Here is a 22,130-nt window from a genome sequence, read left to right on the forward strand (position 1 = left end):
TTAATGCGTTTTGCAATCATTTTTTTCGCGGCCTTAGTTTTGGCCGCATGTTCCAGTACTCCAAAAGAATTGAAACCATTGCCGCTTGTTAAGCACGAAAGCGCTGTGAGTTTCAAAAAACTGTGGAGCCGAGACGGCGGCGCAGGTCAGAAAAAACTCTACACCTTGCTTACGCCCGCACTTGCCAATGGTCGTGCCTACACTGCGGGTACTAAAGGTCGCGTTAGTGCTTATGACGCTTTAAAAGGCACAAAGCTTTGGCAAACCAAAGTGGCCAAGAGCATATCTGGCGGTGTTGGCGCAAACGCCTCTACCGTGGTGGTGGGTACCTACGACGGTGAAGTGATTGCCTTAAACGCCGATACCGGCGAAGAAAAATGGCGGCACATGGTTAGCACCGAGGTGCTATCAGCCCCACAGTTAAACAGCAAAATTGCTGTAGTTCATACCATTGATGGTCGTTTACACGCGCTGGACATCGAAACTGGCGAGCGCCTGTGGTTGTATGATAACACCGCACCTCTTCTAACCTTTCGGGGTCAAGCAGCGCCATTGGTGACAGAAACTCTAGTCATCGCTGGATTTGATAGCGGTAAGGTAGTTGGTATTAATCCACGGAATGGTATCGCCCAATGGGACGTACGTGTTGCTATTCCCAGCGGTCGCAGTGATCTAGAACGTGTGGTTGATATCGATGGAACTCCTTTAATGCTGGGTGATTTGTTGTTTACCGCCAGCTACCAAGGACGCATTGTTGCTATCAGTCGTTCAACCGGTCGTGGTTTATGGGCTAAAGACGCATCAACATATTACGGCTTGGCAACCAACGGCTTCTCGGTTTTTATGACCGCCGATAACGACGAAGTTAAAGCTTACAATGTCGCCAATGGTGAAGATGTTTGGACTAACGACCAAATGTTGCGTCGCAAGTTAACCGGCCCAGTGACTCTTAACGGCTTTGTTTTAATCGGCGATGACGCCGGTTATGTGCACGCTCTAGACGCCGAAAGTGGTGAGTATCGCGGCCGTACCCATGTTAGTGGTGCAGGCATTCGCTCTCCGTTAGTTGTATTTGGTGGTACCTTGTACGTGCTTGATAACGGCGGTTCGCTGCATGCCGTTCAAGTTGAGGCTAAGTCTTAACCGCAATTTAGAAGTACGTTTTCCAAGGGCCTAATGAGTTTTTAGACCTAACTAAACAGCTAAACAGTTACTAAGGGCTTAAATAGCTTCTGAGGACACAGTACTTCTTATTTCTATGGCCAGAGGTGACAATTGCACCACCTCTGGTCATAGTTACTTTATTTCAATACCCAATCGAATCTATACTCATCTCTAAATTCTTGTAAACAGAACACCTTCTCGGTAAATCAAATTAAATGCTTCCAGTAATCGCCTTGGTCGGACGACCAAACGTTGGTAAATCGACGCTCTTCAATCAATTCACTAAAACCAGAGACGCGCTGGTGGCAGATTTTGCGGGCCTGACTCGTGATCGCAAATACGGCGAGGCTGACATACTGGGCCGCAAATGCATGGTTGTTGATACCGGCGGCCTAAGTGGCGAAGAGCAGGGCATTGATTCTCTAATGGCAGGCCAATCTTTAGCCGCAATCGATGAATCTGATTTGGTCTTATTTGTGGTGGATTGCCGAGCCGGATTGACCAATACCGATGAAATGATCGCAAATCATCTGCGTAAAACCGGTAAAAAAGTGTTGGTGGTTGCTAATAAAATTGATGGTGCCAATCACGATGTTGCCGTGGCGCCGTTTTATGAGTTAGCGCTTGGCGAACTGCATGCAACCACGGCCACGCACGGTCGAGGTGTTCGCTCTTTGATGCAGGCCATGCTTGATGAACTGCCGGAGCCCGACGAGATAGTTGAAGATGATGAAGCCGACGGTGTTAAAATCGCCATTGTTGGTCGTCCAAATGTTGGTAAGTCAACACTTGTGAACCGTATGCTCGGTGAAGATCGAGTCGTGGTCTTTGATATGCCCGGAACGACTCGTGACAGTATTTACATTCGTTACGAGCGCGAAGGAACTCCATACACCATCATCGATACTGCGGGTATTCGTCGTCGTAAAAACGTTTCTCTTACCGTTGAAAAATTTTCCATTGTTAAAACCTTGCAAGCCATTAACGACGCAAATGTTGTTGTTTTGTTGATGGATGCTAGTGAAGGGGTTGTTGATCAAGATTTGCATTTGCTGGGGCAGGTGATTGAGGCGGGTCGTGGTGTGGTGATCGCTTTAAACAAGTGGGATGGCCTTGACGCTGAACACAAAGCGAAAATCAAACGCGATCTAGAGCGTCGATTGCAATTCGTTGATTTTGCCGACCTACATTTTATTTCTGCCTTGCACGGTACCAATGTCGGCCATTTATACGAGTCGGTCGAGCGTGCGTATCGTTCAGCAACCGATAAATTCTCGACCAATCAACTGACGCGAATCCTCGAAGATGCGGTTTCTGTTCATCAGCCACCGTTGGTTAATGGTCGCCGAATAAAACTGCGTTACGCTCATACCGGCGGACACAATCCACCGATTATTATTATTCACGGCAACCAAACCGATGCCGTTCCCGCGCACTACAAGCGATACCTAGAAAAAACCTTCCGTCGCGTTCTTGATTTACACGGTACGCCGTTACGCATTGAATTTAAAACCAGCGACAACCCTTATGCGGTCAAAGCAACTAAACGTAATTACAAACAAATAACGCAGAAAGAGCGTGTTCAGGCTCGTTTAAAAAAGCGTCCTAAGCAATAATTTACAGCACGAGTTGCGTAGCATAAACCATGATATTAGCTGATTTATGGGTTTATCTTGGTTTATTTTTTAGCGCATTTTTAGCAGCCACTATTTTACCTTTTAGCTCCGAAGGCTTGCTGTCGGTGTTGTATCTGAAAGGCTATAGTGGAGCGTTGTTATTGTTGTTCGCAACCGTGGGTAATGTATTGGGTTCCTGTACAAATTACGGCCTTGGTTATTTCGGTGGTAATTATTTGGTTGAGAAGGTTCTACGTTTAAAGCCCGAACAATTTAAGAAGGCTGAGCAACGCTATCAAAAATATGGTTACTGGTCTTTGTTGTTTGCATGGGTACCCATCATTGGCGATCCTATTACCGTTGTTGCCGGTGTACTCAGAATAAAGTTTTTGCCATTTTTGATCTTGGTGTTAGCGGGTAAATTTACTCGCTATGCGGCTATTATGTATTTAATAGCGAGTAATACTTAGTCTTAAGACAAGAGAAACTCTAGGAACCTCTGATTAACTCATCCATGATTTAATCAGAGGACAGAAATTGAAAATGCGATTTCCAATTTCTTCACAATTTCAATTACTTACAGTTCTTGAAATTGGCGATACATCCTTGTGTCGCGAGAAACTCTGGTTAATCTGAGTTTCCTCTAATTAATCTAGAGGAACCTCTGATTAACTCATCCTTGATTTAATCAGAGGGAAGAAATTGAAAATGTGATTTCCAATTTCTTCACAATTTCAATTACTTACAGTTCTTGAAATTGGCGACACATCCTTGTGTCGCGAGAGACTCTAGGTTAATCAGAGTTTCCTGGAGTTTCCAGTAACATAAGGATGTGTTTTGGTTAAGTTTCGGATGAATTAATCGGAGGTTCTTAAGTATTAATTCATCGTTTTTATTCGTTTTCTTGAGCTTCTCTCAGTTTTCTATATAGAGTTCTTTCACTTACACCCAACGCTTTTGCTAGGTGTTTGTTGTCTCCCGAATAGCGGCTACTGACGTATTTTAAATACAGTTTTTCCAGTGTTTCTAAGGTTACGAGTTGATCACTATTAAAGGGGTTTGTTGGGTTATTAATTCCATTATTGACACCCGTTGTATTCTTGTTAGCGGCATAGTTGAAATTAATATTTGCTGTCGCACGTGCGGATAAGTCTTCCAATTGTTTTTTTGACTTTAAATTGGTGTCTAAATGCTTTACCTCGATTAAATCTCCGTCGCATAAAATGGCTGCGCGCGCTAAAATATTTTTAAGCTCGCGAATATTGCCAGGAAAGCTTTGGGTTTTTAAATAGTTCAAAGCTGCTTGAGAAAGCTTTAATGGTTCTTCCATTTGCGATAAAAGATGATTGCTGAGTAATTCGATATCATCTGTTCTTTCTTTTAACGGCGGCAAAATTACCGGAAAAGGACTGACACGATAAAATAAATCTTTGCGAAATTTACCTTCGGCAATTAATTGTTCCAAGTTTTGGTGGGTTGCGCATATTAATCGAAAATCTGCATGCTTCTCAGTAATAGATCCCACCGGGCGATAACTACCAGTTTCAATTAAACGCAATAATTTTACCTGTAAGGGCAAAGGCACATCACCAAGTTCATCTAAAAACAGCGTACCCCCGTTTGCGGCTTCTACCAGTCCGTGCTTTTTGTGAATGGCGCCAGTAAAAGCTCCTTTTTCGTGACCGAACAATTCGCTCTCAAACAAAGTTTCTGATAATCCCGAGCATTCAACCACCACGAAGGGTTTGTCTTTGCGTTTACTGTGTGAGTGTAAATAGCGCGCCGCGAGTTCTTTGCCGGTGCCGGATTCGCCCAGTAGTAAAACACTGATATTTGACTTGGCTGCACGATTGAGCAATGAGAGTGCTTCGGTAAACGTTGGGCTTAAGCCGAGAATTTTATGTTGTTCGTCACCAGCGCGATTTACGAATCGCATGGTTTCTAAAAATAATTTTCCGGGCCGTGGTGAATTTACCGGCGTGACTTCGACATCAACGTGATCTGGCCCTTGTTTGGTTTGGTGAATGTGCAGAACCCGTTGCGATTGCCCTGAACCGATGGCCGATTTCAACGGGCAGCTTTCGCCGGCCTGGTCACAGGGTTTGTTGTAACCGTGAGAAACCTCATAACAAAACCTGTTTACGGCCTGGGTACCAAATTCTTGCTCGTATAATTCATTCACGGCAATAATTTTGTATTGGCTATTTAACAACGCAGCTGGTGTTTCTTGTTCGTCGAGTTGCTGCTGTAGTTTTTGCGGTGTTTTCGGCAATGGCATGAGTGTATCCGTGAGCTTAATCTAATCGCATTGAAAATCGTAATCTGAATAAGTTAAAGAGTGGTTATTTTAAATATCTCTATCCAGAACTGGCTATGTCAAAAATGACATAGTTTGCCAAATTCGACAAGGTTTTGATAAAAAGCAAACGTCTGTTTTTTGTGCTAAACAAAAAAGGCCAAATGTGTTGTTTAAAGTGATTCTCGATAAGTTTTTTTTGAAACCTTATTAAAAAACGTAACTTATTGAAATTAAATAACTATTTATTTTTCGAGATATTCAAAAAATAGAATATGTGTTTATTTTATGCATTAAAATTCTCTTCAAAACTATTGATTTATATCAACTTTTATTGGAGCGGTAATTGCTCTAACAGACGACGTAAGTCTAATTGAACGACAATTTCGGCACTGTTAGGTCACGAGCATTTCAGAGGTGTTCTCTTGTTCAAAAACTCTTGGTTAACCCAACCTTTAGTTAAAGAGTTGGCCGTTGTTTTAGTCATTAAACTTGTTGTTATTTTTGCCATTAAGTGGATGTTTTTTTCTGATCCGGTGGATGTTAAGTCTCAAGAGTTGGGGATTGAAAGTCACCTTGGAATAGATAAGTCCGAAAGTCAGCCTGAGTAAGTGTCTTTATTGGGGTAGTTATGATTGAAGAATCGGTTGTTAACTTATCGCGGCTACAATTTGCGATTACCGCGTTTTATCATTTTTTATTTGTGCCTTTAACTTTAGGCATGACCTTTATTCTTGCCATTATGGAATCGGTTTACGTTTTGACAGGCAAGCAGATCTATAAGGACATGGTTAAATTCTGGGGAAAACTGTTCGGAATTAATTTTGCGTTAGGTGTTACTACAGGCTTAACCATGGAATTCCAGTTTGGTACCAACTGGGCTTATTACTCACATTACGTCGGTGATATTTTTGGAGCGCCACTGGCCATTGAGGGGCTGATGGCGTTTTTCTTAGAATCTACCTTTATTGGTTTATTCTTTTTCGGCTGGGACCGGCTCACTAAAGTTCAGCATCTTATTGTGACTTGGCTGGTAGCCTTGGGCTCTAATTTATCGGCACTTTGGATTTTGATTGCAAACGGTTGGATGCAAAATCCGGTGGGTGCAGAGTTTAATTACGAAACCATGCGCATGGAAATGGTGAGCTTCAGCGAAATTATTCTAAATCCTGTTGCGCAAGTTAAGTTCGTGCATACCGTATCTGCGGGTTATGTAACTGGAGCCATGTTTGTATTGGCAATTTCTGCCTACTACATGCTTAAAAAACGCGACTTACCGTTCGCCCGCCGGTCGTTTGCTATTGCATCCAGTTTTGGATTAGCGTCGATTTTGTCGGTAATTTTGTTGGGCGACGAGTCGGGCTACGAGCTTGGCGACGTACAAAAAACCAAATTAGCGGCCATTGAGGCTGAGTGGGAGACCCATGAACCACCGGCGGCTTTCACGTTAATTGGTTTTCCTAACGAAGAAACGCAAACAACCGATGCCGCCCTGCAAATCCCTTATTTATTGGGATTAATCGCCACACGTTCGATAACCGAAGAAGTCACTGGTATTAAAGATCTGATTGTTGAACACGAAGATCGAATTCGTTCGGGTATTGGTGCCTACGGATTACTTGAACAACTTCGTGCTGGCGATGAGAGCGAAGAAACCAAAGCCGCTTTTGAAGACGTAAAAGACGATCTTGGTTATGGATTGCTGTTAAAACGCATCCGTGATGACATCGAGAATGCGACTGACGAAGAAATTAAAGCTGCCGCAAAATCTACCATTCCAGCAGTTGCTCCCATGTTCTGGACCTTCCGAATTATGGTGGGTTTAGGCGTATTAATGCTGACCTTAATTGGCCTATCGTTCTATTTTGCCACTCGACACACTGCAGAAAAACAAACCTGGTTGTTAAAAGCCTTGTTGATTTGTTTACCTGCGCCTTGGATTGCTTGTGAGATGGGTTGGTTTGTGGCTGAGTTTGGTCGTCAACCATGGTCAATTGGTGAAGTGTTGCCAACAGCCTTGTCGGCTTCGACTCGATCAGAGGCAGATATTTGGATGAGTCTCACCGGATTTATCGTGTTTTATTCTGGGCTGCTCGTGGTAGAAATGTATTTGATGTTCAAGTTCGCAAGACTTGGCCCAAGTGCGCTACACACCGGACGTTACCATCACGAAATTGAATCCCACGAAGGTGGTGCACCACTAACTAACGCGGGCGCACATTAAGGAGTAAGCCATGTTTGATTATGAGTTATTAAAAATAATTTGGTGGCTGTTGGTGGGTGTTTTATTGATTGGTTTTGCTGTTACCGACGGTTTTGATATGGGCGTTTTAAGCCTGCTAAAAATTGTTGGTAAAACCGATAACGAACGCCGAGTCATGCTAAATACCGTTGGCCCGCACTGGGACGGTAACCAAGTTTGGTTTATTACCGCCGGTGGTGCAATTTTCGCTGCCTGGCCAATTGTTTATGCCGTTGCCTTTAGTGGACTTTATTGGGCGTTATTGTTGGTTTTGTTCGCGCTCTTTTTCCGTCCAGTGGGATTTGAGTATCGATCAAAAATTGAAACGGCTCGCTGGCGAAACAATTGGGACTGGTTATTAACCGCAGGTAGTGCAATTCCAGCGTTAGTGTTTGGTGTTGCCTTTGGTAATTTATTTTTAGGATTACCGTTTACCATTGATGCCGATTTACGCTCTTATTACGAAGGTTCTTTTTGGCAGTTATTAAGTCCTTTCGCTATTTTATGCGGATTGGTTAGCGTTATTATGTTAGCAATGCACGGCGCTGTATTTTTGCAAATGCGAACCGACGACGATGTTTATTTGCGTTCTCGATCGGTAGCGCAAATTACCGCTCTTGCTACATTTGTGTTGTTTATATTGGCGGGTATCTGGGTTTACTTTATGCCCGGTATGGATATCGTCGATATTAAAACGACCGCCGGTGTGGTAACGCCTTTGCAGAAAACCGTGGTTGAGGTCGAGTCTGGATGGTTTGCTAATTACGGTAAATATCCGCTATTTATGCTTGCGCCTGTAATCGCTCTAGTTTCTTTATTAGCGACTGCATTTTTATCAAAACTGAATAAACCGGGCTTTGCCTTTACGTTTAGCTCTATTGCTATTGCTGGAATTATCTTAACCGCTGCGTTTAGTCTCTTTCCGTTTATTATGCCTTCAAGCATTAATCCGTCGGTAAGTTTGACTATGTGGGATGTTGTCTCAAGCCAAAAAACGCTCAACATTATGCTTTGGGTGGCCATTATTTTTGTGCCAATTGTGTTGAGTTACACCTTGTGGGGTTACTACAAAATGTGGGGTCGTGTTTCAACCAAGTTTGTTGAAGACAACAAATTTGGTACCTACTAGCTTTGAGTACAACTTTTTTGGGTAAGAATTTTCTGGTTAATGGGTTGATGAATTAACCAGAATACAAACATACACCAATACACAACATTAAGTTTTCGAAATGAGTGCCACTCACTTGGTTGAAAACTTAAATAACTGAAAGAAAACAGGTAAATATTATGTGGTATTTTGCTTGGATTTTAGGTGTTCTGTTGGCTTGTTCCTTTGGCATTATCAATGCCCTCTGGTTGGAAGTTAACGAAAACTTAGATCGCGACTCTGATGTAAAAAATTAGGTTTAACGTATGAGCGAATCCGACAGCGGTTTAAAAATCGATAACCAAACCGTTAATAACCAAGGTACTGATAACCAAGAAATTGGTCATCAGCCATACGTTATACGATTTTTTTATGGCGGATTTGCTCGGTTGGTATCGTTTGTATTGGCGATATTGTTAGCTGGGGTTGCAATGATTGTTCCCCAGCTTATTGCCGAAGAAGCCCACGAAGTTAATCACAGTTTACTGATGTTAAGTATGCTCGGTATTTCCGGCGGTTTTATTCATGGAGTGGGGTTTGTTCCGAGACACTGGTTTTGGTGGGCTCTGTTCAGCCCATTTGTGGCATGGCCTATCTTGTTTTTATCCATCTATTGGTGGTTCTAACTAGCACTGCATTACCGGTTAAGGTTTTCATAATTTAAAGAGACTTACCAAATATCTAATCATATGCTGGAACCTTGATTAACGCTTTTGTGATTTAATCCAAGGGCATAATTCGCAATGCTGTGTACTATTTCTTCTTAGTTTCAATCACTTACGTTTTTTGAGATAGTCGGCAATTCTTTTTTACTGCTGAAAATTCGGTGCTAATTAGAGCTTTCTATTGCTAAGATTTCTGGATTAATTTCCTGCTGTTACGCGCAAACTTCGTTTAAGAATCTCTTTAAAGGAAACTCTGATCAACCTAGAGTTTCTCGCGACACAAGGATGTGTCGCCAATTTCAAGAAGTGTAAGTGATTGAAATTGTGAAGAAATTGGAAATCACATTTTCAATTTCTGCCCTCTGATTAAATCAAGGATGAGTTAATCAGAGGTTCCTAAAGTAACTATTTAACGAATCTTCCTTCCTTGTTTCATATCGTTTCGCAAATATTAACAATTTGTGTTTTAAGTTCGTGGTCAACCTACAAATATCTACTAGACTGATTTAAGTATTGGGATACTTTTACGTGGCTTGGTCAAATATGAGATTAAAGATTGAGTCGAACATCCCTATTTACCGTATTAAATTTCGACGATGATTTTACATAACCTATGACCGTATCAGTCATTATCTGTGACGACTCTAACATGGCGAGAAAACAGCTGGCGCGCTGCTTGCCAAAAGAATGGGAGGTGTCGATCGACTTTGCTGAAAATGGCTTACAAGCTCTTGATTTAATGCACGACGGCTTGGGTGACATTCTATTTTTAGATTTAACCATGCCAGAGCTCGACGGTTTTGGAACCCTCGCCGAAATTAAAAAGCAATGTATCACCGTCGATGTGATAGTGGTGTCTGGCGATATTCAAGAGGAGGCCAGACGACGGGTTATGGAGCTAGGAGCATTGGATTTTATCCGTAAGCCGTCTACTCCTGATCAAATTGAGAAAGTACTGTTAGACCATAAGCTCTATAAGTTGGCGCCAAAAGCTGCTCTTAATGTTTCTAAAAATCCGGAAGAGTCAAAATCATCTACCGTTAAAACCGCCAAAAAAGACAGTTTAAGTCTTGCCGATCAAGCAGAAATTTTCGACTGCTATCAAGAAATTACCAACGTAGCCATGGGCCGGGCCGGAGATTTATTAGCACGATTAACCGGCGAGTTTGTAAGTCTACCCATTCCTAAAGTTGCTATGCTTGAGGCCAGTGAGTTATTGATGGCACTTGCCTTTGCCGATGATGATTCCGTGTCAGCGGTGTGTCAGGGGTTTATTAGTCGAGGTATCGCCGGTGAAGCATTACTGTTATTCAGCGACAGTTCTTTCGCTAATATGGCCGAATTAATGAAGCAACCCGGTGAATTAGAGTCGGTACAAATTGAAGTCTTAACCGATTTATCTAGCGCATTATTAGGCGCTATTCTAAATGGATTAGGTGAGCAATTAGATTTGTCGTTCAGTCAGGGTTATCCAACCGTTTTAGGACGTCACTCCAGCATTAGTAATTTAATTTCAGCAAATACCGGAAAGTGGACAAAAACACTCACCATTGAAGTTACTTACGTTATCGAAAGTCACGACATTATTTGCGATGTATTGCTGCTGTTTACCGCGGAATCGATGGCGTCTATCAACTCACGTTTATCTTACGTTTTAAGCGACGAATAAATATTACCGATGAAACAAGATAAAAATATGCCTGAAGGCATGGAAAATTGGCACTGGATGATGTACATCCTCCAGACCATCGATGTAGGCCTTGTGGTGGTTGATAAAGATTACCGAATTTGCGTTTGGAATAGCTTTATGGAAAATCACAGTGGCAAGCTCGCTCAAGATGTAAGTAACCGTCCGCTATTTGATATTTTTCCAGAAATACAAAAAGATTGGTTTCAACACAAAATTGATTCAGTGTTTTTGTTGGATAACCGTGCCTACACCATTTGGGAGGAGCGACCTTACGTTTTTAAATTTAAAAATTATCGTCCTATCACAAGTACCGCCGATTTTATGTATCAATACACAACGCTACTGCCCTTAAAATCGGTAACCGGCGAAACTTCTCATGTTGCTATTGTTGTTTACGATGTAACCGATATTGCTGTAAACCGAATGGCTTTAAAAAAGGCCAATAAAACCCTCGAAGAAATTAGCATCACCGATCAAATGACTAGGTTATACAATCGGTCTCATTGGGAAAATTGTCTTCTGCAAGAATTCAAAAGACATGCTCGCCACAATGAAATGGCTAGCTTGATAATGTTTGATATAGATCATTTTAAAAAAGTGAACGATACCTACGGTCATCATCCCGGTGATGTTGTCATTAAATCTGTGGCGCAGGAATTGTTAAACAGTAAACGTGATATCGATATAGCTGGTCGTTACGGTGGTGAAGAGTTTGGGGTAATTCTTGTCGGTGTCGATGCAGAAAAAGCGTATTATTTCGCTGAGCGATTACGAAAAAATATTTCAGAACTTTTAATCGAAGTTGATGATCATAAAATTCGATTCACTATTAGTCTCGGAATCGCAGAAATATCCTCTCAACAAGAATGTCACACAGATTGGATTAAATGCGCAGATGCAGCACTTTATGCGTCAAAACGAGGTGGTAGAAATCGTACGACAATTTTTGTGGAAGGTATGGAGTCTTGATGGATTTGAAAAAAATAAATATTATTTTGGTCTGAGTGGTTACTTATCTATAATTAAATAATCCTTTCTGTCTTTTTTTAAAGATATTTTTTTATAAAGAATATCTTCTTCCTTTTTGTGTAATCCTTAATTATTAAATGTCTAATTTTTTAATCGTGTTAATGTTGGCTTTTTTATAATTTAAAAGTCTGTTGTATGATGATTTTTAAACACTTAATATTCGAGTTTGTGAATTAGTCCGCGATTTAATTTATTCGAAAAACATTTTTCAATTTTTGCTTGGTACTATCATTAGTAACTTCTAATGAGGCGGGATGAAAAATGAAAAAAACCTTGGGTGTAAGTTTTGTATTGCTGTGTTCTGGAGTTTCTTCAATAGCAACGGCGCAAGTTGCCTATACAGAAGAGACACGAATAAATAGTGGTGGTGGTGAGCTTTCAGGGTTTTTGGGTAGAAATAATGAGGCAACAGGAGACGCTGCAATAGGCGATATTAACCTTGACGGTTATCTCGATATATTTGATGCTAACTCTACGTTATTTGACGCTCCTAACCCGAGTATTCGCTTTAATAATAGTGATGGTAGTGGTTTTACTGAGCAGTTTCTTAATGAAGGTGCGAGCCTCAGTACCTTTGATGCTGATTTAGCCGATTTAAATAATGACGGCTATGTGGATTTAATTCGAGCCGAGTTCGACGGTGATATTCGTCAGGTATCGGTTTACTTAAATCTAAGGCAAGCACCGTGGTTTTCGTTATCAAGCCCGAGTTATCAACTAGAAACAACATTTTGTCCCATTGATATTGATGTTGTTGATGTCAATAAAGATGGTTTTTTGGATTTTGCTATCGGTCAAACCGTTTTGGGTTTTTGTTTTGACAGTGGCACTGGCCGCGCCAATGTGTTGTTAAATAATGGCGATGGTACCTTCAATACTAGCATTCCTGAAATTGTTGCCTATCATGGCGTTTCATCTCACGATGTATTTTTTATTGACGCCAATAATGATGGACATCAAGATTTATTTGTCGTGAATGAAAATGGCCCATCAAAGCTGTATCTTAATTCTGGCGAAAGTCTTCCAGCATTTACCGAAGTAAAAAGTACCTCTTTTAGCGCGGGTTTTTCGGGCGAAGCTGAAGATTTCAACGACGACGGCTTAATGGATATTGTTATCGGTGCCGACGGTGTGACCAACGTTTATATCAATGATCCACAAGCGCTTGGTAATTTTGTGCAGGTGGCAAGCCTACCAAACAGATTCAGTTCTAATGCTTATGATGTTGAATTAGAAGATTTCGATTCGGATGGTGATGTTGATATTGCGACTATTTCAAATAGTTTTGGCAGTCCAACGCTTTGGTTAAATGATGGTGAAGGTTTACCGCTTTTCACTCAACAATTGATAGATCCAGACCGTGATGCATTTGAATTGAATACTATAGATGCTATTGATTTTGATGTTGATGGTGACTTAGATATTTATGTTGCTGGGGGTACTTTCACTCTCAGTCAAGGTTGTTTTGGTTGTGTTTCTAACCAGTTTTATTCTGCAATAACTTTGCCTAACGATTTTTATACTAATTTTGAAAATGGAATTGGCGTTTGGACACAATTGCAAGATGACACCATTGATTGGCGACCACGAACAGCACAGACGTCTTCTGGAAATACCGGTCCATTTCGTGCTGCCACAGGCAGAACCTATTATTATTTTGAAACCTCAACCGGCTCTGCTAATTCTGCGGGTAATACTGCAATTTTAGAATCGCCCGTATTAACTGCGGCTCCAAATCGATATGTGGTTTTTGATTATCATGCCTATGGTGCTGATATTGGCAGTTTACACGTTGATGTTTTGGCCAACGGTACTTTATTTGAAAGTGTATGGTCGGTTTCTGGTCAACAACAATTAGATGAAACCAATCCTTGGCTTACCGCGCGTGTGAACTTGTCGGAATTCATTGGTGATATTCAGGTGCGCATACGTGCAGAAGCTGCTGGTGGTTTTTTGGGTGACATCGCCATTGATAACCTTTCTGTTTTAAATGTACCACCTAATATTCCTTCTGTAACAACCATCAATGTTCTTTTTGACGATGTCGGTCTAGGTGATTTTATCGGTTTGGGTGATTTAGTTGCTGTAATAGATGGGCAGAGTGAATTCATTTGTACCTTAGCCGATAATCCAGGCGGATGTATAGGCAGTGTTGTTGCTCCTGTAGGTACGCCATTTGATTTAGTGGTAGAAGTTCCAGAGGAAGCAATTCCTTTTATTTCCAGTTTTTGGGATGGCTGTGATTCAACAGAAGGTGGCTTTATTTGTAACGTAACAGCCAACGGTTTGATTTTAAATTTAACGTATTTTCAGTTTTAAACTTTAAACACCTTTGATTAACTCATTTATGATTGAATCAAAATTCAGTAATTCAAAAATGAGATGCTAATAAAAGTATCAAAATTATTTGAGTAATTTTTAAGAGTTTTAAATTTCAAACCTCCAATTTAATTTTATCGTTAATTGGAGGTTTTTTTATTCTTCTTCGATTTAACCAGCGATGGCATTTTGGAGATAAAAAATGTTGTCTTGCAATTGCCGATACTGCTGGCAGTAAATATTGTTGATTGACCCTTCTTTAAATATATCTCCTATAATTTTTCTTTCATATAAGCGTAACAACTAAGTCATTGTGGCGTAACCTCATTTTTGTACTCTCTGGCGCAGAATTACTCGTGCTGTTTAATTCAAAAAAAATAATTAGCAAATAGCAGTTGATCGTGATTTGCAGATACCTTATCCCGATAGGAGAACAGAATGTTTGAGAGGAACAAGCTTTCTAGCTTTATCCGCAAAGCTTTGCTGGTTGGTCTTCCGGCTCTTGTGTTGGCGGCCTGTGATGGCGACGACGGACGTGATGGTGCTAACGGCGCCAATGGCCAAGACGGAGCCAATGCTGCAGTTGCGGTGCAAGGTTTTGTGCAAGATGGCCCGGTAGCGGGCGGTAGCATTTATGTTTTTAATCGCGCCAACATTGAAGCTGCACTAGCCGCTGCCGATGCCGCCGAAATTGCCGGCACCTCTCGTGCCGCTGCGCTTGCCGCTGCAAGCCCAATTGCCACCCTAGAGAATCGCAATCTTGCCGATGGTGAAAATTTCTTGTTAAACCTATCGGCAGAAAATGCAGGCCAAGCCGTATTTTTAGTCTTCGACAACGAAGGCGCTATTGATACGACCTTCAATGATTTGCCGATCAACATGGAATCTATTGCCATTGTTGCCGAGTCTGGTCAGACCCAACAGATCAACGTCAACCCATTTAGCTCTGCCATTACGCAATTGGTCATCGCGCAAACCACCTCTGATGCCACGGTTGCCGATATCGAAGTGGCGTTGAACTCATCGATTCAAAACGTGGTTGATGCTACCGATGGCGATCTGCCAGAAGGTTCTAACCCAATCACCGGTTTGGATTCCGATCTACTTGCTCAAGCCTCTTCTGAACTTGGTGAATTTGTTCGTGTCGGCGCATCAGTGGTAACTGGTGCTAGCGACACGGCGGTGAATTTTTCTCGCGAAGAAATTTTATTGGCGTATGCACTAGACGCAGCCGATGGCGTTATTGATGCCGCAATTCCATCCATTATTTCTGTGGTGCCAACGTTCTCTGGTGGAACTAGCGCATCAGATATTCTTAACGCATTTCCTGCTATTACTTTAGCCGCGGATAACGTCGTTACTCCAGCCGGACAAGCCACTGCCTCGCGCAGTCCACTGCATTCGGCCGCGCAACATTTAGAGTTGGCCGCGGGCTTACAAGCCGAATTTTTAACGCGTAATGTCGCACACAATGCCGATCAGTTCGCGTTGTTCCCGGCAGAAAATCCTACCCATCAAATTTGGTGTATTGAGGGCAATGTTGAGGTTCTAGATACCGCGACTGGCCAACGTAATCCGGCGGTTCAGCGTGTCTCTTTAAGTGACGGTAGCGTTGAAACAATCTTAAGCGGTATGGATCGCTGCGACGGTATTCGCGCCACACCTTGGGGTACTGTGATTGCCACAGAAGAAACCGTTGACGGCTCTGTGTACGAAATTTTAAATCCGCTGTCTACCAGCAACATAACCATTACTAATCGTGGTGGCGCCGGTGAAGCTGCAACTATTATCGACGCTTCGGGTGCAGATGCTTCTGGCGTGGTTGCTAAGCGTACAGCAATGCCAACCATGGCTTGGGAAGGTTTGTTCGTACTTGAAAACGGTGTGGTGGTTGGCGGCGATGAACTGCGTCCGGGCAGTTATGAATTAGAGTTGGATAACGGCGCTACTGCGGTAAGTTTTGGTAGCGATACCGACGGCGGCGCGATTTTCAAATTTATTCCAACCAATCTTTCTGATGGTACTGAAATTACCGATCTTGCTAACTCGCCGCTGGTTTCCGGCAGTAGCTTCGCGTTGCAAGTGCAATGTACCGGCGGTGTGCAGTTCGGCCAAGGGTGCGAAATTGGCGATGCGCTTTGGGTTCCGGTTTCTGCGGTTAATGCCCGAGAAGACGCGAACCTTGCCGGTGCGACGGGTTACTATCGTCCTGAAGATTTGCATTTAGACCCTGATTTTTCCAATCCAGAAAATGCCGATGAGGTGCGCTTCTGTTTTGCTAACACCGGCAATCGTGGTGCAGACAACTTCGGTGAAGTGATTTGTGGTACTGATGCAAATCCGGCTGACTCTGGTCGTAACGTGACTTTGGTGCGTTTTGTTGAAGGCGACAGCGAACTTAATGCGCCCGATAACCTAGCATTCCAACCGGGCACTGGCATTTTGTATGTAATTGAAGACAACCAACACGGCGATGTTTGGGCCTGTTTGCCAGACGGCGATGACCAAGGTTTAACCTCAGACGGTTGTGTTCGTGTTCTGTCGTTGAACGATACCTCAGCAGAGCCAACCGGTTTTGGTTTTAATGCCGACGGTACCGAAGCTTGGGTGTCTATCCAGCATTCTTCCGATAACGCTTTCCCACTGGTGAATAACTATCGCACCGACGATATTGTTCGCATTACCGGTTTTAGCGCACCAACTGCAATTGCAGCTGACATTACCGCGCTGGCGGAGCAAAACTCCCAAGCGCTATTTGGGTTTGGTACACCAATTACTGCATCAAACGCTAACACAGTCGATCGCCAAGCCGATATCACAACCGCACTTAACGGTGCTGATCTGAGCAACGGTTTTGGTAACGGTGAAGATGCCTCTGCTTATGTCTCTTTAGCAGGTGGATTGTCGGCGACTTTCTTAACGCGCACCGCCTCAGAATGGTGGGATCAGCACGATCTTTATCCGTTAAATAATCCAACCCATTTAATTGGTTGTATCGAAGAGTCACGCGGTATTGTTGATGATGGCACCGCCAATAAATACAAACCGAGCGTACAGCGCGTTAATCTAACCACTGGTGTTGTTGAAACCATTGCACGTGGTATGGATCGCTGCGACGGTATTCGTACCACACCTTGGGGCACCGTGCTTGCTACCGAAGAAAGTGCCGATGGCGCGGCCTATGAAATTCTTGATCCATTAACCACCACCAACGTAGTCATTGTTGAACGTGGCGATGCAGGAATGGCGGCAACTATTGAACAGGGTGACGCTAACGGCGTACCTACCTCGGTAGAAGCAAGCAACCTAGTGGTTAAACGTACCGCAATGCCAACCATGGCCTGGGAAGGTCTCTTCGTACTCGACAGCGGTGTGGTTGTGGGTGGTGATGAGTTGCGTCCAGGTTCTTACGACCAATTCTTCTTAGCCGACGGCACCATTGCTGGCGAAGACGACGGTTCGGCATTGTTAGTTAATAGCGACACCGACGGTGGTGCGATCTTTAAGTTTGTACCAGCGACGCCACGTACACTCGATACGCAAATCACCAACCTAAACGACTCACCATTTGTTGCCGGTAGTACCTATGCAATGCAAGTAAGTTGTCAAAGCAGCCGTCAGCAAGCAGGCCAAGGTTGTGAAGTGGGTAACGCCTCTTGGATTGAAGTAGACGCCGCTAACGCACGCGTGCAAGCGAATGGTCGTGGTGCCACCGGCTACTACCGCCCAGAAGACATGCACCGTGATCCGATGTTCGTTGATGCAACTAACCCAGACGCAGTTCGCTTCTGCTGGACCAACACCGGTCGAACTGGTTCCGGTCAGGTGGGTGAGGTTATTTGTGGAATCGATTCGGCACCGTTAACAGCCAGTAGCGATTTGACAGTTTCGGTGAATCGTTTCGTTGAAGGCGACGAAGACTTTAATGCGCCGGATAACTTCGCTTTCCAACCTGTTACCGGCATAGCCTACGTTATCGAAGACGATAGCGACGGCGACGTTTGGGCGTGTTTACCGGATGGTGACGACCGCGATATAAAAACCGACGGCTGTGTACGCATGTTGTCGATTGCGGTTCAAGGCGCAGAGCCAACAGGCTTTAGTTTTTCACAAGACGGCACTCGTGCTTACCTGTCACTGCAACACGCTAACGGTGAAGCATTGTTAGACGGGAACGACACCGACGACCTGTTGATCATCGAAGGCTTTAGTACCAACGTTGATTTCTCAGGCTTTGGTACCAACAACGAAGCAACGCTGCACAGCAATTCTGCGGCACTATTCGGCTTCGAAGGGCCACTTGCCGAATCATCAACCGTTGGTGATTTATAAGTGTGAACACAATTTTAATGAATTGCTAAACAAAAAAAAGGGTCTCAATTGAGGCCCTTTTTATAAAAGAAACTCTGATTTAATCAGAGGACAGAAATTTAAAATGCGATTTCCAATTTCTTCACAATTTCAATCACTTACCGTTCATGAAATTAGCGACACATCCTTGTGTTGCTAGAAACTCTAGGTTAATCAGAGTTTATTATTCGAATTCAACCAGATTACTGACCGAATCTGCCTGGCAAGAAATCTCCTCCTCAATATTTCCCTCTAAATCCGAAATCACAATACCAATCTCAGACTCCGGCGGTTGAGACTCTTCATCGTAATAATCAAACAACTCAAACTTTTTATCGTGAGTGCTAAAACTCAACGAGTTTTGGTTAACCTTAAAACGGTGGTAGTTGGAAAATTCAAAATGGTTTGATGAATTACATTCGAAAGCCACATCTATTTGCTCGTGTGTTTGATGAAGAAACACAAATCGTTCATCCATTAATTTACACAATTTATAGCGTTGAGATTCTCCAACACAACTAAAGATAACTTCTTTACAATTTTCGTCAGGATTATTGGTTTTTAATCCGTCAGCCAGCGTAAAGCCTGTTGTGCTCACGAGGCATATCATTAAAAGCCATCGAGACTGTTTTCTGTAAGTCACCGCTAAAACTCCAACAAAATAATCAAATTCCCACTTTTGGCTTGAAAAGAACATTCAAGTTCATGTATTTATAACTTTATTATATGGGAACCTCTGATTAACTCATCCATGATTTAATCAGAGGACAGAAATTGACAATGCGATTTCCAATTTCTTCACAATTTCAATCACTTACCGTTCTTGAAATTGGCGACACATCCTTGTGTCGCGAGAAACTCTGGTTAATCAGAGTTTCCTATGTATTGGTTGATTACTAAAGTGCGAAGTTTGAATTTTGTACGATTTTAAAGAGATGCCGTAGTGGAATTACCATTAATATTGAAAATTACCCTAGAAGACGACGATCTTGATGCCAGATCTGTAATGTTCTCCTCAATCATGCGTGATGCCAAAGATTGGCCCGGTGTTGAGAAGACGCTCCGAACTGGTCACGACATATCGCTAAAACGAAAAAGGGATGTTGTCGAAGCTGCGCAACAAATACCAGAACCTCTTCCGGCATCGTCTCCGGCAAGCTCAGACGATATCGTAACTCGTGGCGGCGATGACCAAGAGTCGATTTGGTTAAAGATTATGCCAGATTACCTCAAACAGGTTCTGAGTATATTTGGTGATTATATAAAAGCGAGCAACACCAAAAGTCCTGTCAAACTTAAAATAGATGGCCGCGAGGTGGAGTTCTCATCCAAACAAGAAATGACGCCGGAATTGCTCGAAAGCTATGTAAAAATACTCACTAAAACTGGCGATAATCAATAATATTTAATTAATAAAATACAATGGCAAAAAGATACGCATTGGTTATTGGCAGTAATAACTATCAGAACTTTCCCACTTTAAAAAAGGCCGAAGCTGATGCATTGGCTGTGGAAAAATTATTGTCTGATCACGTTTTGGGGGAGTTTGATAGCATTGTCTCGTTAACCCAAAACGTCACCAACAAAGAAACCTCTATTGCCATTAAACGTTTTTTTACTGATCCAAATATTGAAAAAGACGACTTTTTATTACTGTTTTTTGCAGGCCACGGCCATCGCGATATTATTGCCGATAAATTGTATTTTGCCTTTGAAGATAGTGATCCAGATTTCTTAGAGGCAACTGCATTAGATTGCTATCACCTACGAAATTGGATGCGTTACAGTGCCAGTAAAAAACAACTGGTGTTGTTGGACTGTTGTTACGGCGGACACTTTTTAGAATCCCGTGGTGATATCAATCCAATACAATCTGATTTAATCGACCAAAATACTCGTGGCCGATTTGTTATTACTTCCAGTGCGAAAAATCAAAAAGCCTACGAAAAAATCGAAGGGAGTTTTAATACTCCTAACTCGCCGTTTACCCATGCGTTTATCGAAGGGTTGCAAACCGGAAAAGTTAAAAACAACGAAGGCGTAATTTCTGTTCGTGGTATTTATAATTACATTAATAATTACGTAGCAGGATTAAGTACTTTACAAGAGCCAAAACTGTTTGGGCCAGATGGCGACTCAGATCTGATTCTGAAAGCGATAACCGAAAAGGTACTGCCCGAAGGTCTGCACAAAAAATTATTTAGCAATGATCCAGATGTTCGTCTAGGAAGTGTTATTCGCCTACGAAGACTAGTAAAAGATGACATCAGTTATTTAAACGTCGCTCGTAAAACTGTAATTGATATGGATGCGAAAGAACGTGATCGTCACGTTTATCTTGAATTAACAGATTTACAACGTTTTTTATCGAGTCAAATTAATCAAAGCGCGGAACTCAATATTAATACACCAAGTAATAACCCCGCAGTTCCCACAATTATTACCGATTCAAAAACACATCAGCCCGGTGATGTATTTCAAGATACTTTAAAAGACGGTTCTCTAGGACCAAGAATGGTGGTTATACCAGCGGGAGAATTCTTGATGGGTTCGCCGGATGATGAAGTTGGACGATACGAAAACGAAGGCCCACAGCATTTGGTTTCACTTGAAAGCTTTGCATTATCCGAAACGGTTGTGACATTTTATGACTATGACCTTTATTGTAAAGCAAGCGAAAAAGTACTACCTCATGACTCAGGCTGGGGTAGGAATAATCGACCCATCATTAACATCAGTTGGGATGACGCTAATGAATTTGTATTGTGGTTAAGTGAACAAACGGGAAAATCTTATCGATTACCTAGTGAGTCTCAGTGGGAATACGCTTGCCGAGCAGGCTTTAAATCTGCTTTTAATACTGGTGAATGTATTGATTTCAATCATGCGAATTTCAACGGCTTTGAGCCCTACCATGATTGCCAGATAAAACCTTTCTCACCAAATAAAACGAGACCGGTGCGAAATAGTGTTGCTAATGCATTTGGTTTATTCGATATGCATGGTAATGTTTGGGAATGGTGCGCAGATATGTATAAAGATCACTATCATGATATGCCTAGTGATGGTGAGCCTAGAAAATTTTTGTCGAAAGACACTCCAAAAACCGTTCGAGGAGGATCATATGTGAATGGACCAAGATCTATCCGGTCTGCGGTTCGCAATGGTCGCTGGAAAGATGCCCGCAGTAATAAAATAGGTTTTCGATTATGCAGAGAACTATAACCTCTAAAACCAGTAGTTGTATTTTGTCATTCTATGTATAAACGCTAAATTATTGGACTATTTATTGGAAAAATTTGACCCTGTTATAATGCGAATTGTAATAATTAATGCACAAAAAATATCCGTTATAGGGTCTAATTATAAAAATAAATTCGTAGAAGTTATTGATGCTCCTAAAGCTATTAATACATCTTTTATTGATCGTAAGGATTAAAATTTTTTATAAAAACCTCTGATTAACTTATCTAGGATTTAATCAGAAGGTAGAAGTTGAAAGCCGAATACCAGTTTTTCATAATTTCAATCAAATGGAATTCTTAAAATTGGCGACGCATCTTTGTGTCTCGGTAAACTCTGCGTTAATCAGAGCTTCCTATAGTTTAAAAT

General features: G+C 42.2%; 16 protein-coding genes. 14 read left to right on the forward strand and 2 right to left on the reverse strand.

Annotated elements, in window-relative coordinates; translation table 11 throughout:
* Positions 1-3: 3 nt before the first annotated feature.
* From bamB to ACYQ2C_RS12505, 3 genes are all read left to right on the forward strand, one after another.
* On the forward strand, positions 4-1,143 hold the full coding sequence (bamB, locus tag ACYQ2C_RS12495) for an outer membrane protein assembly factor BamB (RefSeq protein ID WP_460103065.1): 1,140 nt from the start codon (positions 4-6) through the stop codon (positions 1,141-1,143).
* A gap of 236 nt (positions 1,144-1,379) precedes the next feature.
* The gene (gene der, locus ACYQ2C_RS12500) at positions 1,380-2,780 is read left to right on the forward strand and encodes a ribosome biogenesis GTPase Der (RefSeq protein ID WP_460050611.1); all 1,401 of its coding nucleotides are present in this window, start codon (positions 1,380-1,382) and stop codon (positions 2,778-2,780) included.
* A 29-nt stretch (positions 2,781-2,809) separates the two neighbouring features.
* Positions 2,810-3,250, forward strand: a complete 441-nt coding sequence (locus ACYQ2C_RS12505; RefSeq protein ID WP_460103062.1) for a YqaA family protein — start codon at positions 2,810-2,812, stop codon at positions 3,248-3,250.
* Positions 3,251-3,672: 422 nt separating this feature from the next.
* Here the strand turns inward: ACYQ2C_RS12505 and ACYQ2C_RS12510 are convergent, their stop codons facing one another.
* Positions 3,673-5,058, reverse strand: coding sequence for a sigma-54 interaction domain-containing protein (locus ACYQ2C_RS12510; RefSeq protein WP_460050615.1), 1,386 nt, complete (start codon positions 5,056-5,058; stop codon positions 3,673-3,675).
* 443 nt (positions 5,059-5,501) lie between these two features.
* Between ACYQ2C_RS12510 and cydP the strand changes: the two genes are divergently transcribed.
* From cydP to ACYQ2C_RS12555, 9 genes are all read left to right on the forward strand, one after another.
* A complete protein-coding gene (cydP, locus tag ACYQ2C_RS12515) occupies positions 5,502-5,687 on the forward strand; it encodes a cytochrome oxidase putative small subunit CydP (protein WP_460050617.1) in 186 nt (61 codons plus the stop codon).
* Positions 5,688-5,707: 20 nt separating this feature from the next.
* A complete protein-coding gene (locus ACYQ2C_RS12520; RefSeq protein ID WP_460050619.1) occupies positions 5,708-7,300 on the forward strand; it encodes a cytochrome ubiquinol oxidase subunit I in 1,593 nt (530 codons plus the stop codon).
* 10 nt (positions 7,301-7,310) lie between these two features.
* Entirely contained in the window at positions 7,311-8,447 is a 1,137-nt protein-coding gene (cydB, locus tag ACYQ2C_RS12525; protein ID WP_460103059.1) for a cytochrome d ubiquinol oxidase subunit II, read from the forward strand.
* A 158-nt stretch (positions 8,448-8,605) separates the two neighbouring features.
* Positions 8,606-8,722 carry a cytochrome bd-I oxidase subunit CydX gene (gene cydX, locus ACYQ2C_RS12530; protein WP_460050623.1) on the forward strand — a complete coding sequence of 39 codons (117 nt, stop codon included), beginning with the start codon at positions 8,606-8,608 and terminating at the stop codon, positions 8,720-8,722.
* Positions 8,723-8,731: 9 nt separating this feature from the next.
* Entirely contained in the window at positions 8,732-9,091 is a 360-nt protein-coding gene (locus ACYQ2C_RS12535; RefSeq protein WP_460103056.1) for a cyd operon YbgE family protein, read from the forward strand.
* 652 nt (positions 9,092-9,743) lie between these two features.
* Positions 9,744-10,799 (forward strand): response regulator, encoded by a 1,056-nt coding sequence (locus ACYQ2C_RS12540; RefSeq protein WP_460103054.1) that lies wholly within the window; start codon positions 9,744-9,746, stop codon positions 10,797-10,799.
* Positions 10,800-10,808: 9 nt separating this feature from the next.
* Positions 10,809-11,789, forward strand: a complete 981-nt coding sequence (locus ACYQ2C_RS12545) for a GGDEF domain-containing protein (protein WP_460103052.1) — start codon at positions 10,809-10,811, stop codon at positions 11,787-11,789.
* Positions 11,790-12,110: 321 nt separating this feature from the next.
* The gene (locus tag ACYQ2C_RS12550) at positions 12,111-14,168 is read left to right on the forward strand and encodes an FG-GAP-like repeat-containing protein (protein WP_460050631.1); all 2,058 of its coding nucleotides are present in this window, start codon (positions 12,111-12,113) and stop codon (positions 14,166-14,168) included.
* A 438-nt stretch (positions 14,169-14,606) separates the two neighbouring features.
* Positions 14,607-18,500, forward strand: a complete 3,894-nt coding sequence (locus ACYQ2C_RS12555) for an alkaline phosphatase PhoX (protein ID WP_460103049.1) — start codon at positions 14,607-14,609, stop codon at positions 18,498-18,500.
* A 202-nt stretch (positions 18,501-18,702) separates the two neighbouring features.
* Here the strand turns inward: ACYQ2C_RS12555 and ACYQ2C_RS12560 are convergent, their stop codons facing one another.
* Positions 18,703-19,161, reverse strand: coding sequence for a hypothetical protein (locus tag ACYQ2C_RS12560; RefSeq protein WP_460103047.1), 459 nt, complete (start codon positions 19,159-19,161; stop codon positions 18,703-18,705).
* A 300-nt stretch (positions 19,162-19,461) separates the two neighbouring features.
* Here ACYQ2C_RS12560 and ACYQ2C_RS12565 point away from each other — a divergent pair, with 300 nt between their 5' ends.
* Positions 19,462-19,920: a hypothetical protein gene (locus ACYQ2C_RS12565; RefSeq protein WP_460103045.1), complete on the forward strand. Its 459-nt coding sequence runs from the start codon at positions 19,462-19,464 to the stop codon at positions 19,918-19,920.
* A 20-nt stretch (positions 19,921-19,940) separates the two neighbouring features.
* Complete coding sequence (locus ACYQ2C_RS12570) at positions 19,941-21,743, forward strand: SUMF1/EgtB/PvdO family nonheme iron enzyme (protein ID WP_460103042.1); 1,803 nt, start codon at positions 19,941-19,943, stop codon at positions 21,741-21,743.
* Positions 21,744-22,130: the final 387 nt, after the last annotated feature.

Source organism: Sessilibacter sp. MAH3 (genome assembly GCF_054658275.1).